Below are 16,829 nucleotides of genomic sequence, written 5' to 3' on the forward strand. Positions count from 1 at the left end.
TAAGTGAGATGTAACAAAAAAGCCTCTTTCTCATGAGAGAAAGAGGCTTTAACATCAAAATTTAAGCCTCTCTTATCTCTCAGATCACGTCTGATGGAATTAGCACCGTGCCTTAGGAGACAATCGTCTCGGCGCAAAAATCACGCGCCCCATTTCACAATGGAATTACGGTCGGTTGCTGTTGGGGTCAAAAGGCCAATCCCTCGCCCAACTCTCGATAAGAGAAAATATTTCAATTTTTTTGAAAAGTTACATCATTTGTTGGTTATCTTATCAGCTTATTCAGATCACTGTCAATAGAAAATCTCACATTTTAAAAATTGGTGATTTTGACAAGCGGATCAATCATTATATGAGAAAAATATCAGAAAGACAGCAGCTGTGCCTGTTCGGCTCTTTCCAGGAGCACATCAGGCGCGTCTAAATACAGAAACCCGTTCCCGGCCAATGTTTTAGAGATGTTCAAAGGAAGAGTACGCCGCACAAGCTGGGCATAAATTTCGGCTTCAGAAAGCGTCCGCTGAAACGAGTCCTGTTCAAGCCCTTTTATTAAGGCCAGCGCTCCGCTCACGTGCGGGGCGGCCATTGAAGTGCCCGTCAGCTTCCCGTATTTATGGTTGGGAAGGGTGGAGAGAATGTTTTCTCCGGGCGCCACGAGGTCAATTTCTTTATTTGCGTTTGAAAATTCTGACGATTTACGGGCGATTGAGACTGATCCGACGGCGATCACTTCGTTGTAAGCGGCCGGATACGACAGTTCTTCTGTCCGCTCGTCTCCGTCACCTTCATTTCCTGCTGCGCAAACGACCAGTACACCGCTTTTTACCGCATTTGAGACGGCTTCTTTCAGTTCAGGCACATCGTTCGGTCCGCCGAGTGACATGGAAATAATGTCCGCCTTTTGTTCAACGGCGTAGTTGATGCCGTTAATGATCCATTCGTATTTACCGCTGCCGTTTTGACCGCCGAGAACTTTAACGATTAAAAGGCTCGCTTCCGGCGCAACACCTGAAATTCCGCCGTTTGAATCATTGGCGGCAATCGTTCCGGAAACATGTGTCCCGTGGCCGTTGTAATCGGAAATCGCGTCTTCTTTGCCTTCGTCATCATCGGTGAAGTTTTTTCCGCCGATAACCCGGTCTTTCAAATCAGGATGATTAATGTCGCAGCCTGTATCAAGCACCGCGATTTTAATATCCTTTCCTTTAAACCCTTTTGCCCACAATTCTGGCGCCTTAATCACTTTAATACCCTCAGGAAGCTCGTTCACATCCATGATCTGCTCATCCGTGACATAAGGAATCAACCGCATTTCACCATTCATAAAAAAGCCCTCCTTTTTTATGCTTGCGAGTGGATTCAAGGGTGTTGCTACTATTTTATGGCAGATTATGCCGTTCGGAAAGAGTCATTTGAAGCATTTTCATAAAAAAGGCGCAATCTATTGCACTAAATAATTTCAAATAATTGGATGGTTCAACGGCTTTTATTTTGATTCGGCACCAGCTGACGCTATAATTGGAAATGGGAAAGGAGAAGAGGTATGAAGATAAGTGAAGCATTGTACGACTATTTTTCCGAACGGGTGGATCAAATTGCGAAAGAATGGATTGAAACGATGGAAGATTCGGATCCGAATTCGATTTACTCTTTGACAAATCCCGTCATCATAGAAGAACTGATGGAGCAAGATAAAGAATTTTACCGGCATATTAATAAAATGTATATCATGCCGGAAAAAGAATTTTTAGAAGAGTTTGAGCGATGGGTGATTGAGCTTGCGAAAGACCAGAAGCATCTGGATACCCCGGTCCAGTATGTGGTCCGTGAATTCATGAGAAACCGGAGACTGTACATCAGTTATTATGATGCGTTTGCCGATAAACATGAATCTTCGTTTGCCGAGGGAGAAAGGAAGAGATGGGAGAATTTAATCGTTCAAGTATTTGATTTTACGATTTACACCTTTGTCGATCACGCCGAATATAATTCGAAAATGCAGCTGAATGCGCAAAGAGAAATGATTTTAGAATTAAGCTCGCCGGTTATTACGCTGAGCAATCGGACTGGTCTTCTGCCGCTTGTCGGCAATATTGACACGCAACGCGCCAAATACATTCTTGAAAATACGCTGAGTACATGTGCAAACCGGCTGATTGAGCATCTGTTAATCGACTTGTCGGGCGTAGTGGTTGTCGATACAATGGTGGCGCACCAGATTTTTAAATTAATTGAGGCGCTGAACCTGATCGGCGTTTCGTCCACTTTATCCGGGATCAGGCCGGAAATTGCCCAAACCGCCGTACAGCTCGGTATTAATTTCTCGGATATTACGATTAAATCCAACCTCGCCCAGGCTCTCAATTATCATCAGTAACATACATATAAGAACAGGCTGCCGAATCACTCCGGCGGCCTGTTTTTATACAAACAACAGTGAAATGAGACAGCTTGCGCCGAATAAAAGGAGCACGAGCATGAAAAAGAACCAGTCGGCGCGGCGCACAGTAACCGTTCTGTAAAACGTGCGGTTTCGGCTCCCTGTAAAGCCTTTAGATTCCATTGCGATCGCTGTGCGTTCCGCCTTTCTGATGGCGCCTGCCAAAAGCGGGATGGTAAAGCGCCTGAAGGCAAAGAGCTTTCCTTTCAGCCCGGAATCAGATGCCGCGCCTCTGATTCTGTGCGCCTGTCTGATAATCAGGATTTCATCTTTCAGAAGAGGAAGAAACCGGAACCCGGCGATCACGCCGTAAGCAAGCTTCGGCGGGAGCTTACATTGCTGAATCAGACTGAGCATAAACAGAATCGGATCGGTTGTGAAAAGAAACATCATCGACAAAGCGGAAAAACATAAAATACGAAACGCGATAGAAATCCCGAGCGCCGCATTATCACTGTTGACGGCAATCGGTCCGAGCTTAAACAGCAGATTGCTTTCGGTTGTCGGGACGTTTCCGAATACGGCGGCTGTCCATAAAGAACCGAAGGCAAGAATGACAAACGGAACCGTAAACAGCAGCCATTTTTTCAGCGGCACACGTCCCGCCAAAAGGACGCCTCCGGCAATGATAATATAAAACAAAGCAGGCGTGTACGGGTTATAAATAAACGAAAGCATAATGACGCATAACAAAACAGCCGCCGCCTTAATTGACGGGTTAACAGCCTCCAGCCGCAGGTTCATTTCTCCGCCTCCTGTCGTGTTTCATCCATTCATACCGCAGGGGCAAAGCTAAATGCGTCCGCTCCGCGATTCCGATATGATCAGAAAACAATGAGTCGGGCGTTCCGCGGTACACAAGCTTCGTGCCGCAGAGCACAACGATCGTATCGGCATAATCTGAGACGAGCTCCATATCATGTGTCACCATTAAAACGGCCGTTCCTTCCTTTTGGATCTCCTGAAGCATCAGCATGCACTCACGCGCCGTTTTTGCGTCCTGCCCGAAAGTCGGTTCATCAAGCAGCAAAACTTTCACCTGATGCATAAGCATCGTGGCGACGCTGAGCCTGCGTTTTTGTCCTTGGCTTAAAGAGAACGGATGCTGTGAGGCATAGCGTCTCAGGCCGAACCGGGTTAAGAGCTGAAGAGCTTTCTCCTTTGCGGCTTGACCGTTTTCAAAGCCGAACAGCAGCTCTTGAATGACGGAATCTGTGACAAACTGGTGTTCAGGATTTTGGAAAACATACCCCACCAGCCGCCGAAGCTCTTTTTCCGAATAGGAATCTACCGGTCTGCCGTCTATTTTGATGTCTCCGCTCACAGGACGGATGAGCTTGGCCGCGGCGGACAGGAGCGTTGATTTTCCGGTTCCGTTAGGGCCGGCAATCGCGGTGATTGACCCTTTTTTTACGGAAAAGCTCACGTCCTGAAAAATGATGTCCGTTCCTCTTATGAATGACAGCCCGTGAACACTCAGCGCGTCCTCTGCCGAAAGCGCGGCGGGCCGGGGGCCGGGAAAGGGCGGTACAGGTTCTTGAAACAGTCTTTCTTTGCACAATGTAAAAGGGATGCTGACGTGCTTCTGCAATGAGATCACCCGCGGAATCGGAATGCCGAGCTGCGTCAGCTCTTCAAGTTTTGTTTCAAAGATCGAGCCCGTCTCTCCGTCCATCACCTTCTGACCCGTTCCGTCAAGGACAATCGTCCTGTCCATCCACGGCGCCCAATGATCAAGCTGATGCTCAATAACGAGAAGTCCGAAGCCTTTTTCGGCCTGCAGTTCTTTGATCAGCCGCACCAATTCACGCACGGAATATGGATCAAGCTGTGCCGTCGGTTCGTCTAAAATAATGAGTTCCGGTTCCATCGCAATGATACAGGCGAGCGCGACCTTTTGTTTTGAACCGCCTGACAGCGAGGCGATCGTCCGTGTTTTCAGATGAGTGATTTCTAATTTTTCCAAAACGTCCTCAATAATTGAGTCCATCTCTTCTTTTGTATATTGCAAATTTTCCAGACCGAAGGCTATTTCATCTTCAACCGTCAGCATGCAAAACTGCTGATCCGGATCTTGAAACACGACCCCGATGGATCGGGCGGCGGGTTCTGACAGGTCCGAAAGAGGTGTTCCGTATAAGGAAACGGTTCCCGTTTGAACCGCATCGCAGGCTTCCGGGTACAGACCGTTTAAACAAAGTGCGAGCGAGCTTTTGCCGCATCCGCTCGGCCCGAGCAATAAAACCCGTTCTCCTTTGCGGAGCTGAAATGACACGTCTTGAAAAACCGGCTTCTCATCCTGCTCATAAGAAAAGGTAAGACGGCGGGCCGATAGAAGGGGTTCAGATGCCTGCATCTTGATTCACCTGTTTCTTTTTCTTCTTGAATTCTTTTCCGAGCGCCATGACGTTCAGCACCCCTGTGTAAGCCAGCGCATCACTGATTGCTTTGCCGAGAAGGCCGGCAAGAAGCGCACCTGAGACCAGGCGGATGAGAAGCATGACGGCTAATAAACCCGGATTCAAAACAGAGTATCCGGAAATGAACAAGTCATAAATGAAGCTCGCAACAGAAGACCCCATACCGGATAAAAGGAGCACGGGCAGGGTATACACCCGCCAGCGTGTCGCAAAAAAGACCGCTTCCGCACCGATTCCCTGCGCGATGCCGATCAGAATTACCATCGGCCCTGACGGATTTCCGAGTAAACACTCCACAAATGCGGCGATGATTTCAGAAATGAGCGCCGCTCCCGGTTTTTGAATAATGTAGGCGGCAATCACCGAGACGATAAACCAAATACCGTAAATCGGTTCGTAGCTCATCCGGCCGAAAAACCCTGCCGCTATATTGCTTGCATGAGTTGATAATAAATAAACGACAGCAAATACAACACTGATGACGGACATGACGACAATTTCTCTCATTTTCCAATTTTTCATTGTGATCTCCTGCTTTCTTATCGGATAGTCGTATGTATGAAAGAGTTGATTTTACGAAAGACGATTGATCGTAAGTTTCATATTGCAGTGTCCTCCCCCGTTTTTTAATGAAAAATAAAAAACTGCATATCCGAGGGAATATGCAGCAGCAGAACGAAAACGCATGGAAAAAACCCTGCGCTCCGGTCAATCTGCACTTCCCCACGCTGGTATTATCCAGATCGGGTTATAAGGGATCAAAACACGCCTGCCGCATGTTTTATCTCAGCCAATAACAGCACCCCTAGTGCGTTTCCTATACAGTTTTTTATGATGACATCATCATAGTTGATCATGTGTGATTTGTAAACAGCCTTTCTCTAAACAGAGTTTGGAATCGGACCGGAAGATCATTCATAAAGATAAGAAGAGCCCTTTTGATCAAAAGGAAACGGAGGACATCTATGTTTGTTCATACAGTGCAGTCTGGCGACTCGTTATTTTCCATCAGCAGAAAGTACGGATACCCTGTTGACAGCATCAGAAGCGTCAACGGGCTTGAGGAAACGAATATCGTTCCGGGGCAGGCGCTTTTGATCCCTCTTAATGAATATACGGTTCAGCCGAATGATACGTATGCCGTTATCGCAAGTAAAACTTATGTGCCGCAGATGCAGCTGATGCAGGCAAACCCGGATATTCCGCCGAACCGGCTGCGGCCGGGTTTGAAAGTGAGAATTCCGGATATCTCCAACTATCTGGCGGGAACCCTGCAATTTTATGTCATTCGGACACCTGAAGCGGACAGAGAGCTCATTAATGATTTTGCACCCTATTCATCGGCGATTTCTTTGTTTGAATATCATTTTGGCCCGAACGGAGATATCATGAATGATTTAAACGACAGAACCGCGATAGAAACTACATGGCAAAACAGGGTGCGGCCGCTTGCGGTTATCACGAATCTGACAGAAGGAGGGTTCAGCCCGGAATTAGCCCATCAAGTCCTGCAGAACCCGACGGCGAGAACGAACCTCGTCAATAATATCGTCTACCTGACCGTAAGAAAGGGATACGGCGGTGTCAATATTGATTTTGAACGGATCAGGGAAGCCGACCGGGACCTGTTTACAGGATTTCTCCGGCAGTTAAAAACCAGGCTCTCAGAGCACCAGCTCGCGCTAACGATATCGGTTCCGGCGAAAACAAATGAAGCGGTGCCGTGGCTGAGGGGATATGATTACGGCGGAATCGGAGCCGTCGTCGATTATATGTTCATCATGGCGTACGACTGGCACCATGCCGGCAGTGAGCCGGGACCCGTAGCGCCTTTGACGGAGGTCAGAGAAACCATCCATTTTGCCATCAGCAGGGTGCCGAGAAGAAAGGTGATTCTCGGTGTGCCGCTGTACGGATATGATTGGGTGATTCCGTACCGCCCCGGGACGATCGGATCGGCGATCTCCAATCAGCGCGCCATGGAAACCGCCATGAAATATCAATCAGTGATCCGCTACTCTCAGAGGGATCGTTCCCCTTACTTCCGGTATACGGATGAAAATGGAAGAACGCATGAAGTATGGTTCGAGGATGTGCGGAGCATGAGTGAAAAAATGGTTCTCGTGCGGGAATTCGGACTGCAGGCGATCGGCGCGTGGCAATTAACGCTCGGCTTCAAACCGGGTCCGTGGCTGTTGCGGAACTTTTTCACAATCCGAAAGATATAGCTGCATTGTCCCGCTTTTGCGGAAGTTTTTCTTTCTTATGATAACGGATCTTCTTTTGGACAATCTAAAGTTGAAAAGGAGGTCTGTTCTGTGAAGAAAAGGGAAGAGCAGTATATCAACGAGGCTGAGTATGTACCGCACCCGACAAAAGAAGGGGAATACGCGCTCATGCTGCATGAATCATATCATTTACTTTCAGAAGAAGATGAAAGCGATTTGCCGGAATAAGGGCTTTATGCCTTTATTCCGTTTATTTTATAGGCATATGCTGAAATAACAATTTAAAGGTTGACACATTCCTTTTTTTTCTGTAATCTCAGTGTGTCAATTCAAATAACAACTTCGTTAGGTGAGGCTCCTGTATGGAGATACGCTGCTGCCCAAAAATGTCCAAAGACGCCAATGGGTCAACAGGAATCATCGACATAAGGTGATTCTTAACGCAGCTGGATGATTGTCCTATGCCATACAGTGCTAAAGCTCTACGAATGAAGGCCCCGCACGTTTATTTGCCGTGCTTGTTTTCGCCTTCATTTCGGAAGGTTTTTTTTATGCCTCAAAACGTACATGACTGAGCATGATAAGGAGGTGCGGAGTATGGATTCTCCCCATTCGAGTATGTCAGAAGAAGTACCCATATACAGCCAGATAACCAGTGACGACATGATGAGGAGACAAACCGCCGCACTTCCCTTGACGGACGGCGCGTCTCCGTAAAGGAGGTACGAGTCCCGATGGTCCAAAACATGACCTATGACGAACTCATATTACGCATTATCATTTTATTGCGGGACGGAAAAATAAAAGAATTCCGAAACATGATAGACGAGCTTCAGCCCTATGATATGGCCTTTTTATTTAAAGAAATGCCGGAAAAGCACCGGGCCCGCTATCTGTCATATATGACGGTTGATGACATCACCGATATGATCGGAGAGCTGGAGCGGGAATTTCAGCTTGCCGTTCTCCATAAAGTCGGTAAAACGAAAGCCACTCTCGCAATGAATAAAATGGATAACGACGATCTCGCCGCTTTGCTGGAAGAGATGGATGAAGAGCTGAAAGAGCAGCTTTTGTCCAGCATGGAGGCCGAGGAATCAAAGGCCGTACAGCTTTTGATGAACTATCCGCAAGAATCCGCGGGCCGGATGATGACGAACCGCTTTGTCTGGATTCCGCAGCATTATACAGTAAAAGATGCGGTCGTGAAGCTGAAAAGCTTTGCGGAAATCGCAGAATCAATTAACTACTTGTACGTGATTAATGACAGCAAGCAGCTTGTCGGGGTGCTGTCTTACAGAGATTTAATTCTCGGCGAGCCTGACGATAAAGTGCAGGATCTCATGTTTACGCGTGTCATCTCGGCCGGGGTGCTCCAGGATCAGGAAGAAGTCGCCCGGCTGATCCAGCGGTATGACTTTTTAGCCATTCCCATCGTTGAAGAAAATAATGTGCTTGTCGGCATCGTCACTGTCGATGATATTATCGACGTCGTGATTAAAGAGGCTGATGAAGATTACGAAAAATTCGCCGCCTCCGGTAAGGCGATTACATTTGATACGAAAGCGTACGTGGCGGCGTACCGCCGCTTGCCGTGGCTCATTCTCCTTTTGTTTATCGGATTGATTTCCGGAAGCATCCTGAATTATTTTGAAGATACATTGCAAAAAGTGGTCGCCCTCGCATTTTTCATGCCGATGATCGCGGGAACGACGGGAAATACAGGCACACAGTCGCTCGCTGTCGTTATCAGAGGATTGGCTAAAGAAGAAATGAATAAAAAAACCATCTTTAAGCTGATTTTCCGGGAATTAAGAGCCGGCATCTACATCGGTATTGTCTGTGCGATTGCGATTACAATTGTCGCAACCGTCTGGCAGAAAGACTTAACGCTCGGTTTCGTCGTCGGTTCATCGCTGCTTGCAACGCTGATTATCGGTACGATGGCCGGAACGATCGTCCCTATTATTCTTCATAAACTGAACATAGACCCGGCGATTGCATCCGGGCCGCTGATTACGACGCTGAACGATATTTTGTCCTTATTAATTTATTTCGGCATTGCAACTGCATTTCTTCATGCTTTATAAAAAAAGGTCCGTCTCATTAGGAGGCGGACTTTTTTTGTCAGCGGTTTTTATATTTAAAATGAGCATTAAGTTGTCCTTCCAACATTTTCTTGCGGAGCTGCGGGTCGTTTTTGAGGGCCTGCTCTTTTTTGCGCATGTCTTTTAAAATCTCAGCCGTCTGTACGCCGTCCTCACGCTTGTTGGCAATATCCATCAGCCGCTCAACGTCCGCGAAGGAATATTTTCTCGTTCCCCGCGATGAGCGCTGCGGGTAAATTAATTTCCGTTCTTCATAGTATCTGATCTGCCTGACTGACAATCCGGTTAATTCGCTTACAATGCCGATCGAGATTACTTTTTTATCTTTGTAAGATTGTTCGTCTGTCGTCATTTTTCCACCCCTGGATGTCTTTTACTCATATTATATAAGAAAAAAAGAGAAAAAACCTGACGCTTGTCAGGTTTTCTGACGTGAAATAGAAGATTTTAGAAAAAAAGCGTCAGAAAAATTAACAAGGTTAATGCATGGCTCTGTATCCCGTTTTATGCTTACTTTACAGATACAATGAGAGGAAGGATATGAATGGAGAAAGAAAAAGCGGTTTCGCTGGCAAAAGAAATCATTGAATTAGATATGAAACGCGATGAAATGCTCGAGACGTTTATGCAGATTGCCGGGGAACATGCTTTTCCGCTGCTCAGAGCCGTCCAGAACGGACTTTACCGAAAAACATCATAATTCCACATAAGTTTTACAATGGCTTCATACGTCATTGAAATAAAAGCGGTATTCTGATCATAGAATAACGGAAAACAAAGGAGGGCGTCATGAGTCATTTGTTTCAAAATGCACTGGACAAAGAGAGAAACCATTATTCCAAAAAGCTTCTTCAGATCGGAGTCTATACGAAAGAAATACTGAACTCCATGACAATCACGGAGCTGAGAAAGGAATACGCGTATTTTTTTCGGAACATTCCCTATAAAGAACGAAACCCTTATACAAATTAAATGATGTATAAGGGTATTTTTTTATATAAAAAAGAAGGAATTCTGAAAAACGGCACGAATAGAATATAAAACAAAGAACGACTCTTATGAATTGTAAGGGTTTACATTATTTTTTTATAAAAATCTTAAATACGGGGTAGATATGATGAGATTATCATTTAATGAAGAAGAAGTGATGCGTTCGATGAATTTGTACAAAGTTTTTGCAAGGGCTTTCAAAAGTGTGTCTGAACACAGCATCCGCGACAGTAAAGAACACGGTTTTAATCCGACTGAATTTGCCGTTTTGGAGCTGCTGTATACGAGAGGCCCGCAAAAGCTCCAGCAAATCGGGTCGCGTCTTTTGCTTGTCAGCGGGAATGTCACCTATGTCATCGACAAGCTTGAAAGAAACGGGTTTTTGGTCAGAGAACAAGACCCGAAGGACAAACGGTCTGTTTACGCCCATTTAACTGATAAAGGAAATGAGTATTTAGACAAAATTTATCCGATTCATTCATTGAGAATTGCGAGAGCGTTTTCAGGACTTATGCCTGAGGAACAGGAACAGCTGATCGCCTTATTGAAAAAAGCGGGGATTCACAGCCAGCACTTGCTTTTCCGTTAAAAGAAAGCGGATACAAACACTCTTCTTCAAGGAGAGTGTTTTTTTCTGTCCGACGGTAGAGCCTGAAGCCGATTTTGCATATGCTGATACAGGGCGGCATCATTATTTACCAATCATAATGTGACATGCCCCATGCCAAAATATGAAAGTGCTTTGAATATAAAGAAGGTGAACGTGTGAGAAGCTGTCTGCTGACTATATGGTACTTACTTGATCCGCTTTATTTCTTCTTTACCCGGCTGACGCTGATTGATAAACGGCAATCGAATGTATTCCGCGTTCGTTTGACAAGATATAGAGGGAAAGAGGTCATCCTGAGCGACGGAACCAGAATTAAAAAAAACGACGTGTTAGTCAAGATTCATCTTCATAACGTCAAACTCCTGAAAGAGCTGCAGCCTATTGAAAGCGCGGTCAGAAGGGGGATTATGCTATATCAGAAGGTTTATCAATCCATGCCTCATTTAGCTGATTATATTAACCAGCATAAACGGAAAGACGAGATTAAAGGCGTCGTCGGCATTACAATGCTTCATAAAGGGGCGGCAAGACTCGGATTTGATGTGATAAAGCCGTCCAGCTGCTGCTACAGGCTGTTTAAAAAAGCGGCACATATTCCGATTTTATATTTTACTGAAAAACAGCTCACCCTCAAAAACATTCCTTATTCCTGCTATTTATTCATTTCCAAAGAAAAACTGATGTGCACGTATCAGACTGAAAAGAGCTGACGAAAAGCGTCAGCTCTTTCTCTTGATTTGCTCAAGCACGTTTGAAATCGGGTCGTCCTGCGGATTCCGGTAAAAATCATAAAACGGATCTCCCTCTGTCCTGACCCGATTCACCACTGTATCAATCGTATAATCATCGGGTGTTAAAGAGGAGTTGACTTCGTTCCAATAAAGAGGGGCGGCAACCGTTCCTAGTTCATTGCCCCGGGTCGAATAAGGAGCGATGATCGTTTTTCCTTCGGCATGCTGCAAATAATCAAGGTAGAGCCTGCCGTTTCGGTTTTTGATAAACCGCTCTGTCGTAAAAAGATCCGGACGCGTCCTGACGCAATAATCGGCGATGAGCATTGTGAACGCACGGGTCTCCTCATAGGTGAATGCTTCCGGTGAAAGCGGGATGTAGAGCTGAATGCCTTTATTCCCGGAGAGCTTCGGGAATGATGTAATGCTGAATGAGTCAAACAGCTGTTTCAGCACATGCGCCGCCTCCACGGCCATAGGAAAATCGTTCCTTGACGGAGGATCAAGGTCAATGACGATTTCTGCGGGCCTTTTGGAATGCACGGTCTGAAACGGAACGTGAAATTCCAGCGCCAGCTGATTGGCGAGCCATAAAAGAGACGGTACGCTGCTGCATACGATGTGTTCGTGGCTCCCGTCCAATACGCTTGAGACAAAGTCAGGCGTGTAATCCGGTTTGTTTTTTTGAGCAAAAGATTCGCCCGGCGCCCCATGCGGATAACGGATCACCGTGACGGCCCGATCTTTAAGAAAGGGCATAAGAAAATCGCTCATCTTCACCATATAGCAAAGGAAATCCTCTTTCTTTTTTTCAGACTTCTTAAAAACGGTCTTGTCCAGGCTTGTGAACTGCAGTTTCGGCGGCAGCGTTTTAGAACGGAGGATAAGCTGCTGATACGTACATTCAGTCCAATCCATTTCAAACTGAAAAGAAACAAAAGATACTTCACGCAGCGTGTCCTGCAATATGGTTAAATACTGCACGGTCATACAGATGGAAGGCTCAAGTGTATACTCGCCGCTTTTTTGTTTTTTGCCGTGAGTCTCCATAATGGTTCTGACGGCGTTTTTTTCTTCCGCCTGCATGCCGTGGGAAACGGAAGCGATCGGGACAATGGTGCCGTCTTTTAATACCGAGGCCGTCACATACCCGTTCTTCGGATTAAACCCGGTTAATAGCACATGAGCCGTTTTCATATGTTTATACTTCTGCCAGTCGGGAGACCGTTTATTTTCCGCCCAGCCGCTTGCTGCTCTTTTTGCTACTATTCCTTCTCCGTCATGCCGGACGACCTTGTCCCAGAGCGCTTTAAAGTCAGTGTGCTCCGGAATGTACTGAATCGCTTCCTCCGCTAAGTGATGGGGGCTTTTCGGAAGATTTGCTTCTTCAAACAGTTTGAAAAGGGCGCACTTCCGCTTCACATACGGCAATGAGACGGTGCCGGCACCTTCCAGAACCAGGAGATCAAATGCCAGAAAGCGGCACGGCCGTCTATGGGCGGTGGTTTCAATGGCTTCTGCCCGTTTTAAACGCCCGCGGATTTGAATATGTTCAAAGTCCGCTCTGTACGGATTGATTAAATAGACAAGCTCTCCGTCAAGCGTAATGGGGAACCGGTCTTTCATGTGCTGAAAACACCGTGCCGCAAAAGCCGTGATTTCCGGAAATTGATTCGTCAGCGTCTGGCCGTTTCTGCTGGTCAATGTGACGCCGCTTTCGTCTATGCGGAGAAGACAGCGGAATCCGTCATACTTTACCTCATAGCGCCACTCACTGCCTATGGGCGGTGAAGAGGTCAAAATCGGCTGCATCGTCAGCACCATGATTAAGACGTTCCGGCTTTTTGTCTGGTCGTCTTCCGCTTTTTGCCTTCGCCGCCTGCAGGTGCGGCGTCTTTTGTCCGTGCCGGTGCAGCCTGCTCGCGATTCGGCCGCTTCGTCCGGTCGATGCTTGCCTGAAGGGCGCTGACAAGATCAATGACATCTTCGCGCGGGCCGGCAGCAGCCGGTGTTACGCCCGCTTCTTCATGTTCAAGCTTATCATTAATTTTGGCGAGAAGGGCTTTCCGGTATGTGTCTTCGTATTGCTCTGGCTCAAACTCGGTTGTCAGCTCATTAATTAACGTAATCGCCGTCTGCAGCTCTTTTTCATTAACGGCTGTCTGCTCCGGAACGCCCGGCACATGTCCGGCGTTTCGGACTTCATCCGGATAATGAATGGATTCCATCACGATGCAGTTGTCATACACCCGAAGAATCGCAAGCTGCTGCTTAGAACGGATCGTAATAGAGGCAATCCCGATTTTACCGGTCGTCCTCAGCGCTTCCCGCAAAAGTGTATAGGCTTTTGTGCCGTTGTCTCCAGGGCCGACATAATAAGACCGGTTAAAATAAATCGGATCAATCTCTTGCAGCTGGACAAAGTCAACAATCTCAACCGCTTTTTCTTCGTGTTCCTGTTTTACGTCTTTCAGGTCTTCGTCTGTCAAAATGACGTATTTTCCCTTTACATACTCATAGCCTTTAGCGATTTCATCCGGCTCCAGACTCTTTTCACACCCGGTACAGATCTTTTCGTATTTAATCGGCGCATGATCTTCTTTATGAAGACTGCGGAATTTTATATCTTTATCTTCAGTGGCCGCAAAGAGCTTGACCGGGATATTGACGAGGCCGAAACTGATCGAACCCTTCCACATCGTGTGCATGAATAAAAACTCCTTTTTTCTTTATTGTGGATAATCGGGTCCGTTCCATGTGTAGAAACTTATGGGTGGCGCGGCGCTTCATTGAGGAGCCGTTCAATCTCCTCAGGAGGCAATGGCCTGCTGAAATAGTATCCCTGAAGAAAATCGCATCCTTTTTCATCTAAAATCTTTTTTTGCATCGCCGTTTCAACCCCTTCAGCAACGACTAGAAGAGAAAGCTGATGGCCCATGGCAATAATGGCGCCGGTGATCTGCGCAGATTTAGGATGTGTCTGGAGATCATCTATAAATGATTTATCTATTTTCAATCTGTGAATCGGAAAGTCCTTCAAGTAGCTGAGAGAACTGTGACCCGTTCCGAAATCATCGATGCTTACACTGATTCCCAGCTCAGTTAGTGCGGTAAGCACTTTTTTGCTGTGCTCGTGATCCTCCATTGTCATGCTTTCGGTCACTTCTGCTTCAAGCAGCCGGGGAGGAAGCTTGTAATGGGAAAGTGTTTTCTGAATAAACGGAACCAGTTCTTCTGATTGAAACTGTTTGGCCGAAATATTAATGGCGACTGGAAGGTGGTATCCTTTTTCATGCCACTCCTTCGCCTGCCGGCACGCCTCGGTAATGATCCATTTGCCGAGGTCAATAATCAGCCCGGTTTCTTCGGCGGCCTGAATAAAGTCTCCGGGATTCTTCAGTTTCCCATCCGCGCCGGCCACTCTCAGAAGCGCTTCAGCTCCCGTGATGAGCTGATCAGAAGAGCTGTATTGAGGCTGATAATGAAGGACGAACCTTTTTTTCTCAATCGCTTCTCTCAGCTCCATCTCAAGCCGAAGCTTTTTCGCTTCTTTTTCTCCGATTCGGGCAGAGTAATATTTGTATTTGCTTTTGTTTCGGTCTTTACAGGCGTACATCGCCATATCGGCTTTTTTCATCAGTTCCATCCCGTCCGATCCGTCTTTTGGAGAGACAGCGATGCCGATGCTGACGGAGGTGATCAGCTCATGCTCCTGAATGGTAAACGGTTTTTCGAACTGCAGGATGATCTGTTTTGCTAAATCATCAATGTCATCGTTCTCAGAAGGGACATCAGTTAAAATAATAATAAATTCATCACCGCCAAGACGGGCGATAAAACCATTATCCGGGATGATGGAGGAGAGTCTCTGAGCCGCTGATTGAAGAAGTCCGTCTCCAGCATTGTGCCCGAGCGCATCGTTAATAATTTTAAACCGATTTAAATCGAGAAAGAACACAACGGTCAAGCGTCCGAATGAATGATCTCTTGCCAGAACTTCTGTCAACCGCTGAACGGCATGCCGGCGGTTCGGCAGGTCTGTCAAAGAATCATAATGCGCCATACGGTGAATGTCCTTCTCGGCTTTCCGCTGTTTGGTCATGTCTTTGCAGATGACATATACACTGTCCAGTCCGTTATCGACCAAAACGGGGATAAAGGTAACATTAATATAAAATAAGCCGACGTCTGTTTTCAGATCAGCATCAATATGCAGGGCCTGCTGTTCTTTTTTTACCTGTTTAAAATAGGCTTTCAGCTGTCTACTGATATGCCGGCGCCAATTTTGGCTGTCCAGTCCGAAATTGTGTTTCATCTCGGCTCCTGCTTCATTAGAGTAAAGAATTTTACCGTCAGGAGATAGGATGAAAATAGGGTCAATATTATGATTGATTAATGATTGGAACCGCTGTTCATGGTCTTTCATCCGTTCATTGTAGCGGAAAAATTGACGATCGAAATGTGAGCTGAAAAACAATAACATCTGAAAACAAAAGATGATCAGCGTAATAAAAACAGACCAATGAAACGAATGAATTTCCATATCGTTTTCCGGCTTGCTCATGTCTTCATAAAATGAGGCAGCCATCATTCCGGTATAATGCATCCCTGAGACGGCCGCGCCCATGAAAACAGAACCGATGATTTTGTGAAAAGTAAAAGGTTCCGTCGGTTTCTTCGCTGCCAAACCGAAAAATACTTTCAGCGAAATGAAAGAAGAAGCCATGGCAATTAGAATAGACATACAGAACAAAAAGGGATTATACATAATCATTACCCGGGAAATGGCCGACATTCCCATGTAATGCATGAGAGAAATTCCCGCTCCCATAAAAACAGATCCGGTAATCAGCCGGCTGAATGTTAAGATTCTCCGGCTGACGATGTATAAAGCTGCAAAAGATCCGGAAATCGCGGCGGCTGCAGAAAAGAACATCGGCACAGCTTCATAATTCATATGCATGTTCATATAAACGGCAAGCATTCCGACAAAGTGCATTGACCATATGCCGAAACCCATGATAACTGAACCCGCAAACAGCCACAGCTTACTGTGAATCCCCGTTTTGAGCGTTATTTTTCTGGAAATTTCAAGTGAAGTAAACGCCGCCAGACAAGCAATCAGGATGGATAGCCCGACAAGCGGGACATTGTATTGTACATGTAATTCCAAAAGATGATTCCTCCTACTACTACCGATCTGAAACGATCCTCATTTATATCGGCGCGGCATAAAAATATTTCAGTTTCGAGGTTTTGTGTTAAAATGCTTCTTAAGATTCAGAATACAAATGCCTGGAGT

General features: G+C 46.2%; 16 protein-coding genes and 3 riboswitches. Of the genes, 8 read left to right on the forward strand and 8 right to left on the reverse strand.

The window, feature by feature from the left end:
- Positions 1-69: 69 nt before the first annotated feature.
- Positions 70-224: riboswitch (SAM riboswitch) on the reverse strand.
- Between the two features lie 140 nt (positions 225-364).
- Entirely contained in the window at positions 365-1,324 is a 960-nt protein-coding gene (locus tag AADZ70_RS02600; RefSeq protein ID WP_342007685.1) for a S8 family peptidase, read from the reverse strand.
- Between the two features lie 219 nt (positions 1,325-1,543).
- Here AADZ70_RS02600 and AADZ70_RS02605 point away from each other — a divergent pair, with 219 nt between their 5' ends.
- Positions 1,544-2,377, forward strand: a complete 834-nt coding sequence (locus tag AADZ70_RS02605) for an STAS domain-containing protein (protein ID WP_264820035.1) — start codon at positions 1,544-1,546, stop codon at positions 2,375-2,377.
- A 45-nt stretch (positions 2,378-2,422) separates the two neighbouring features.
- Here AADZ70_RS02605 and AADZ70_RS02610 read toward each other — a convergent pair whose 3' ends face one another.
- From AADZ70_RS02610 to AADZ70_RS02620, 3 genes are read right to left on the reverse strand one after another with little or no spacing between them, the layout of a single operon-like run.
- Positions 2,423-3,184: an energy-coupling factor transporter transmembrane component T gene (locus AADZ70_RS02610; protein ID WP_099744333.1), complete on the reverse strand. Its 762-nt coding sequence runs from the start codon at positions 3,182-3,184 to the stop codon at positions 2,423-2,425.
- The gene (locus AADZ70_RS02615; protein ID WP_342007686.1) at positions 3,159-4,796 is read right to left on the reverse strand and encodes an energy-coupling factor transporter ATPase; all 1,638 of its coding nucleotides are present in this window, start codon (positions 4,794-4,796) and stop codon (positions 3,159-3,161) included. The genes AADZ70_RS02610 and AADZ70_RS02615 overlap by 26 nt, the downstream gene beginning before the upstream one ends.
- Positions 4,783-5,382 (reverse strand): ECF transporter S component, encoded by a 600-nt coding sequence (locus AADZ70_RS02620; protein ID WP_342007687.1) that lies wholly within the window; start codon positions 5,380-5,382, stop codon positions 4,783-4,785. Before AADZ70_RS02620 ends, AADZ70_RS02615 begins: the two co-directional genes overlap by 14 nt.
- Positions 5,383-5,563: 181 nt before the next feature.
- Positions 5,564-5,677: riboswitch (TPP riboswitch) on the reverse strand.
- Positions 5,678-5,825: 148 nt separating this feature from the next.
- Between AADZ70_RS02620 and AADZ70_RS02625 the strand changes: the two genes are divergently transcribed.
- The 3 genes from AADZ70_RS02625 to mgtE all read left to right on the forward strand — a co-directional run bounded on the left by AADZ70_RS02625 (position 5,826) and on the right by mgtE (position 9,178).
- Complete coding sequence (locus tag AADZ70_RS02625; protein ID WP_047475345.1) at positions 5,826-7,088, forward strand: glycosyl hydrolase family 18 protein; 1,263 nt, start codon at positions 5,826-5,828, stop codon at positions 7,086-7,088.
- A 90-nt stretch (positions 7,089-7,178) separates the two neighbouring features.
- Entirely contained in the window at positions 7,179-7,316 is a 138-nt protein-coding gene (locus AADZ70_RS02630; RefSeq protein WP_116746191.1) for a transcriptional regulator SplA domain-containing protein, read from the forward strand.
- Between the two features lie 106 nt (positions 7,317-7,422).
- A riboswitch (M-box (ykoK) riboswitch) is annotated at positions 7,423-7,588 on the forward strand.
- A 234-nt stretch (positions 7,589-7,822) separates the two neighbouring features.
- Positions 7,823-9,178: a magnesium transporter gene (mgtE, locus tag AADZ70_RS02635; RefSeq protein WP_045925675.1), complete on the forward strand. Its 1,356-nt coding sequence runs from the start codon at positions 7,823-7,825 to the stop codon at positions 9,176-9,178.
- Between the two features lie 37 nt (positions 9,179-9,215).
- Here mgtE and tnrA read toward each other — a convergent pair whose 3' ends face one another.
- A complete protein-coding gene (gene tnrA / locus AADZ70_RS02640) occupies positions 9,216-9,548 on the reverse strand; it encodes a MerR family transcriptional regulator TnrA (RefSeq protein WP_003154734.1) in 333 nt (110 codons plus the stop codon).
- 192 nt (positions 9,549-9,740) lie between these two features.
- On the opposite strand from tnrA, the gene AADZ70_RS02645 reads away from it, so the two are divergent.
- The 4 genes from AADZ70_RS02645 to AADZ70_RS02660 all read left to right on the forward strand — a co-directional run bounded on the left by AADZ70_RS02645 (position 9,741) and on the right by AADZ70_RS02660 (position 11,506).
- The gene (locus tag AADZ70_RS02645; protein WP_016936381.1) at positions 9,741-9,896 is read left to right on the forward strand and encodes a hypothetical protein; all 156 of its coding nucleotides are present in this window, start codon (positions 9,741-9,743) and stop codon (positions 9,894-9,896) included.
- An 89-nt stretch (positions 9,897-9,985) separates the two neighbouring features.
- Complete coding sequence (locus AADZ70_RS02650; RefSeq protein WP_016936380.1) at positions 9,986-10,168, forward strand: Fur-regulated basic protein FbpA; 183 nt, start codon at positions 9,986-9,988, stop codon at positions 10,166-10,168.
- A gap of 142 nt (positions 10,169-10,310) precedes the next feature.
- Entirely contained in the window at positions 10,311-10,775 is a 465-nt protein-coding gene (locus tag AADZ70_RS02655) for a MarR family transcriptional regulator (RefSeq protein ID WP_007610911.1), read from the forward strand.
- Positions 10,776-10,951: 176 nt separating this feature from the next.
- A complete protein-coding gene (locus tag AADZ70_RS02660; protein WP_342007688.1) occupies positions 10,952-11,506 on the forward strand; it encodes a hypothetical protein in 555 nt (184 codons plus the stop codon).
- Positions 11,507-11,515: 9 nt separating this feature from the next.
- Here the strand turns inward: AADZ70_RS02660 and AADZ70_RS02665 are convergent, their stop codons facing one another.
- Genes AADZ70_RS02665 through AADZ70_RS02675 form a run of 3 tightly spaced genes read right to left on the reverse strand, consistent with a single transcriptional unit; the run spans position 11,516 to position 16,700 of the window.
- Positions 11,516-13,351 carry a DNA ligase D gene (locus AADZ70_RS02665; protein WP_342007689.1) on the reverse strand — a complete coding sequence of 612 codons (1,836 nt, stop codon included), beginning with the start codon at positions 13,349-13,351 and terminating at the stop codon, positions 11,516-11,518.
- A 2-nt stretch (positions 13,352-13,353) separates the two neighbouring features.
- Positions 13,354-14,235, reverse strand: coding sequence for a Ku protein (locus AADZ70_RS02670; RefSeq protein WP_016936377.1), 882 nt, complete (start codon positions 14,233-14,235; stop codon positions 13,354-13,356).
- A gap of 59 nt (positions 14,236-14,294) precedes the next feature.
- The gene (locus AADZ70_RS02675) at positions 14,295-16,700 is read right to left on the reverse strand and encodes an EAL domain-containing protein (RefSeq protein WP_342007690.1); all 2,406 of its coding nucleotides are present in this window, start codon (positions 16,698-16,700) and stop codon (positions 14,295-14,297) included.
- Positions 16,701-16,829: the final 129 nt, after the last annotated feature.

Source organism: Bacillus sp. YBsi01 (assembly GCF_038406745.1).
GTDB classification, from domain to species: domain Bacteria; phylum Bacillota; class Bacilli; order Bacillales; family Bacillaceae; genus Bacillus; species Bacillus siamensis.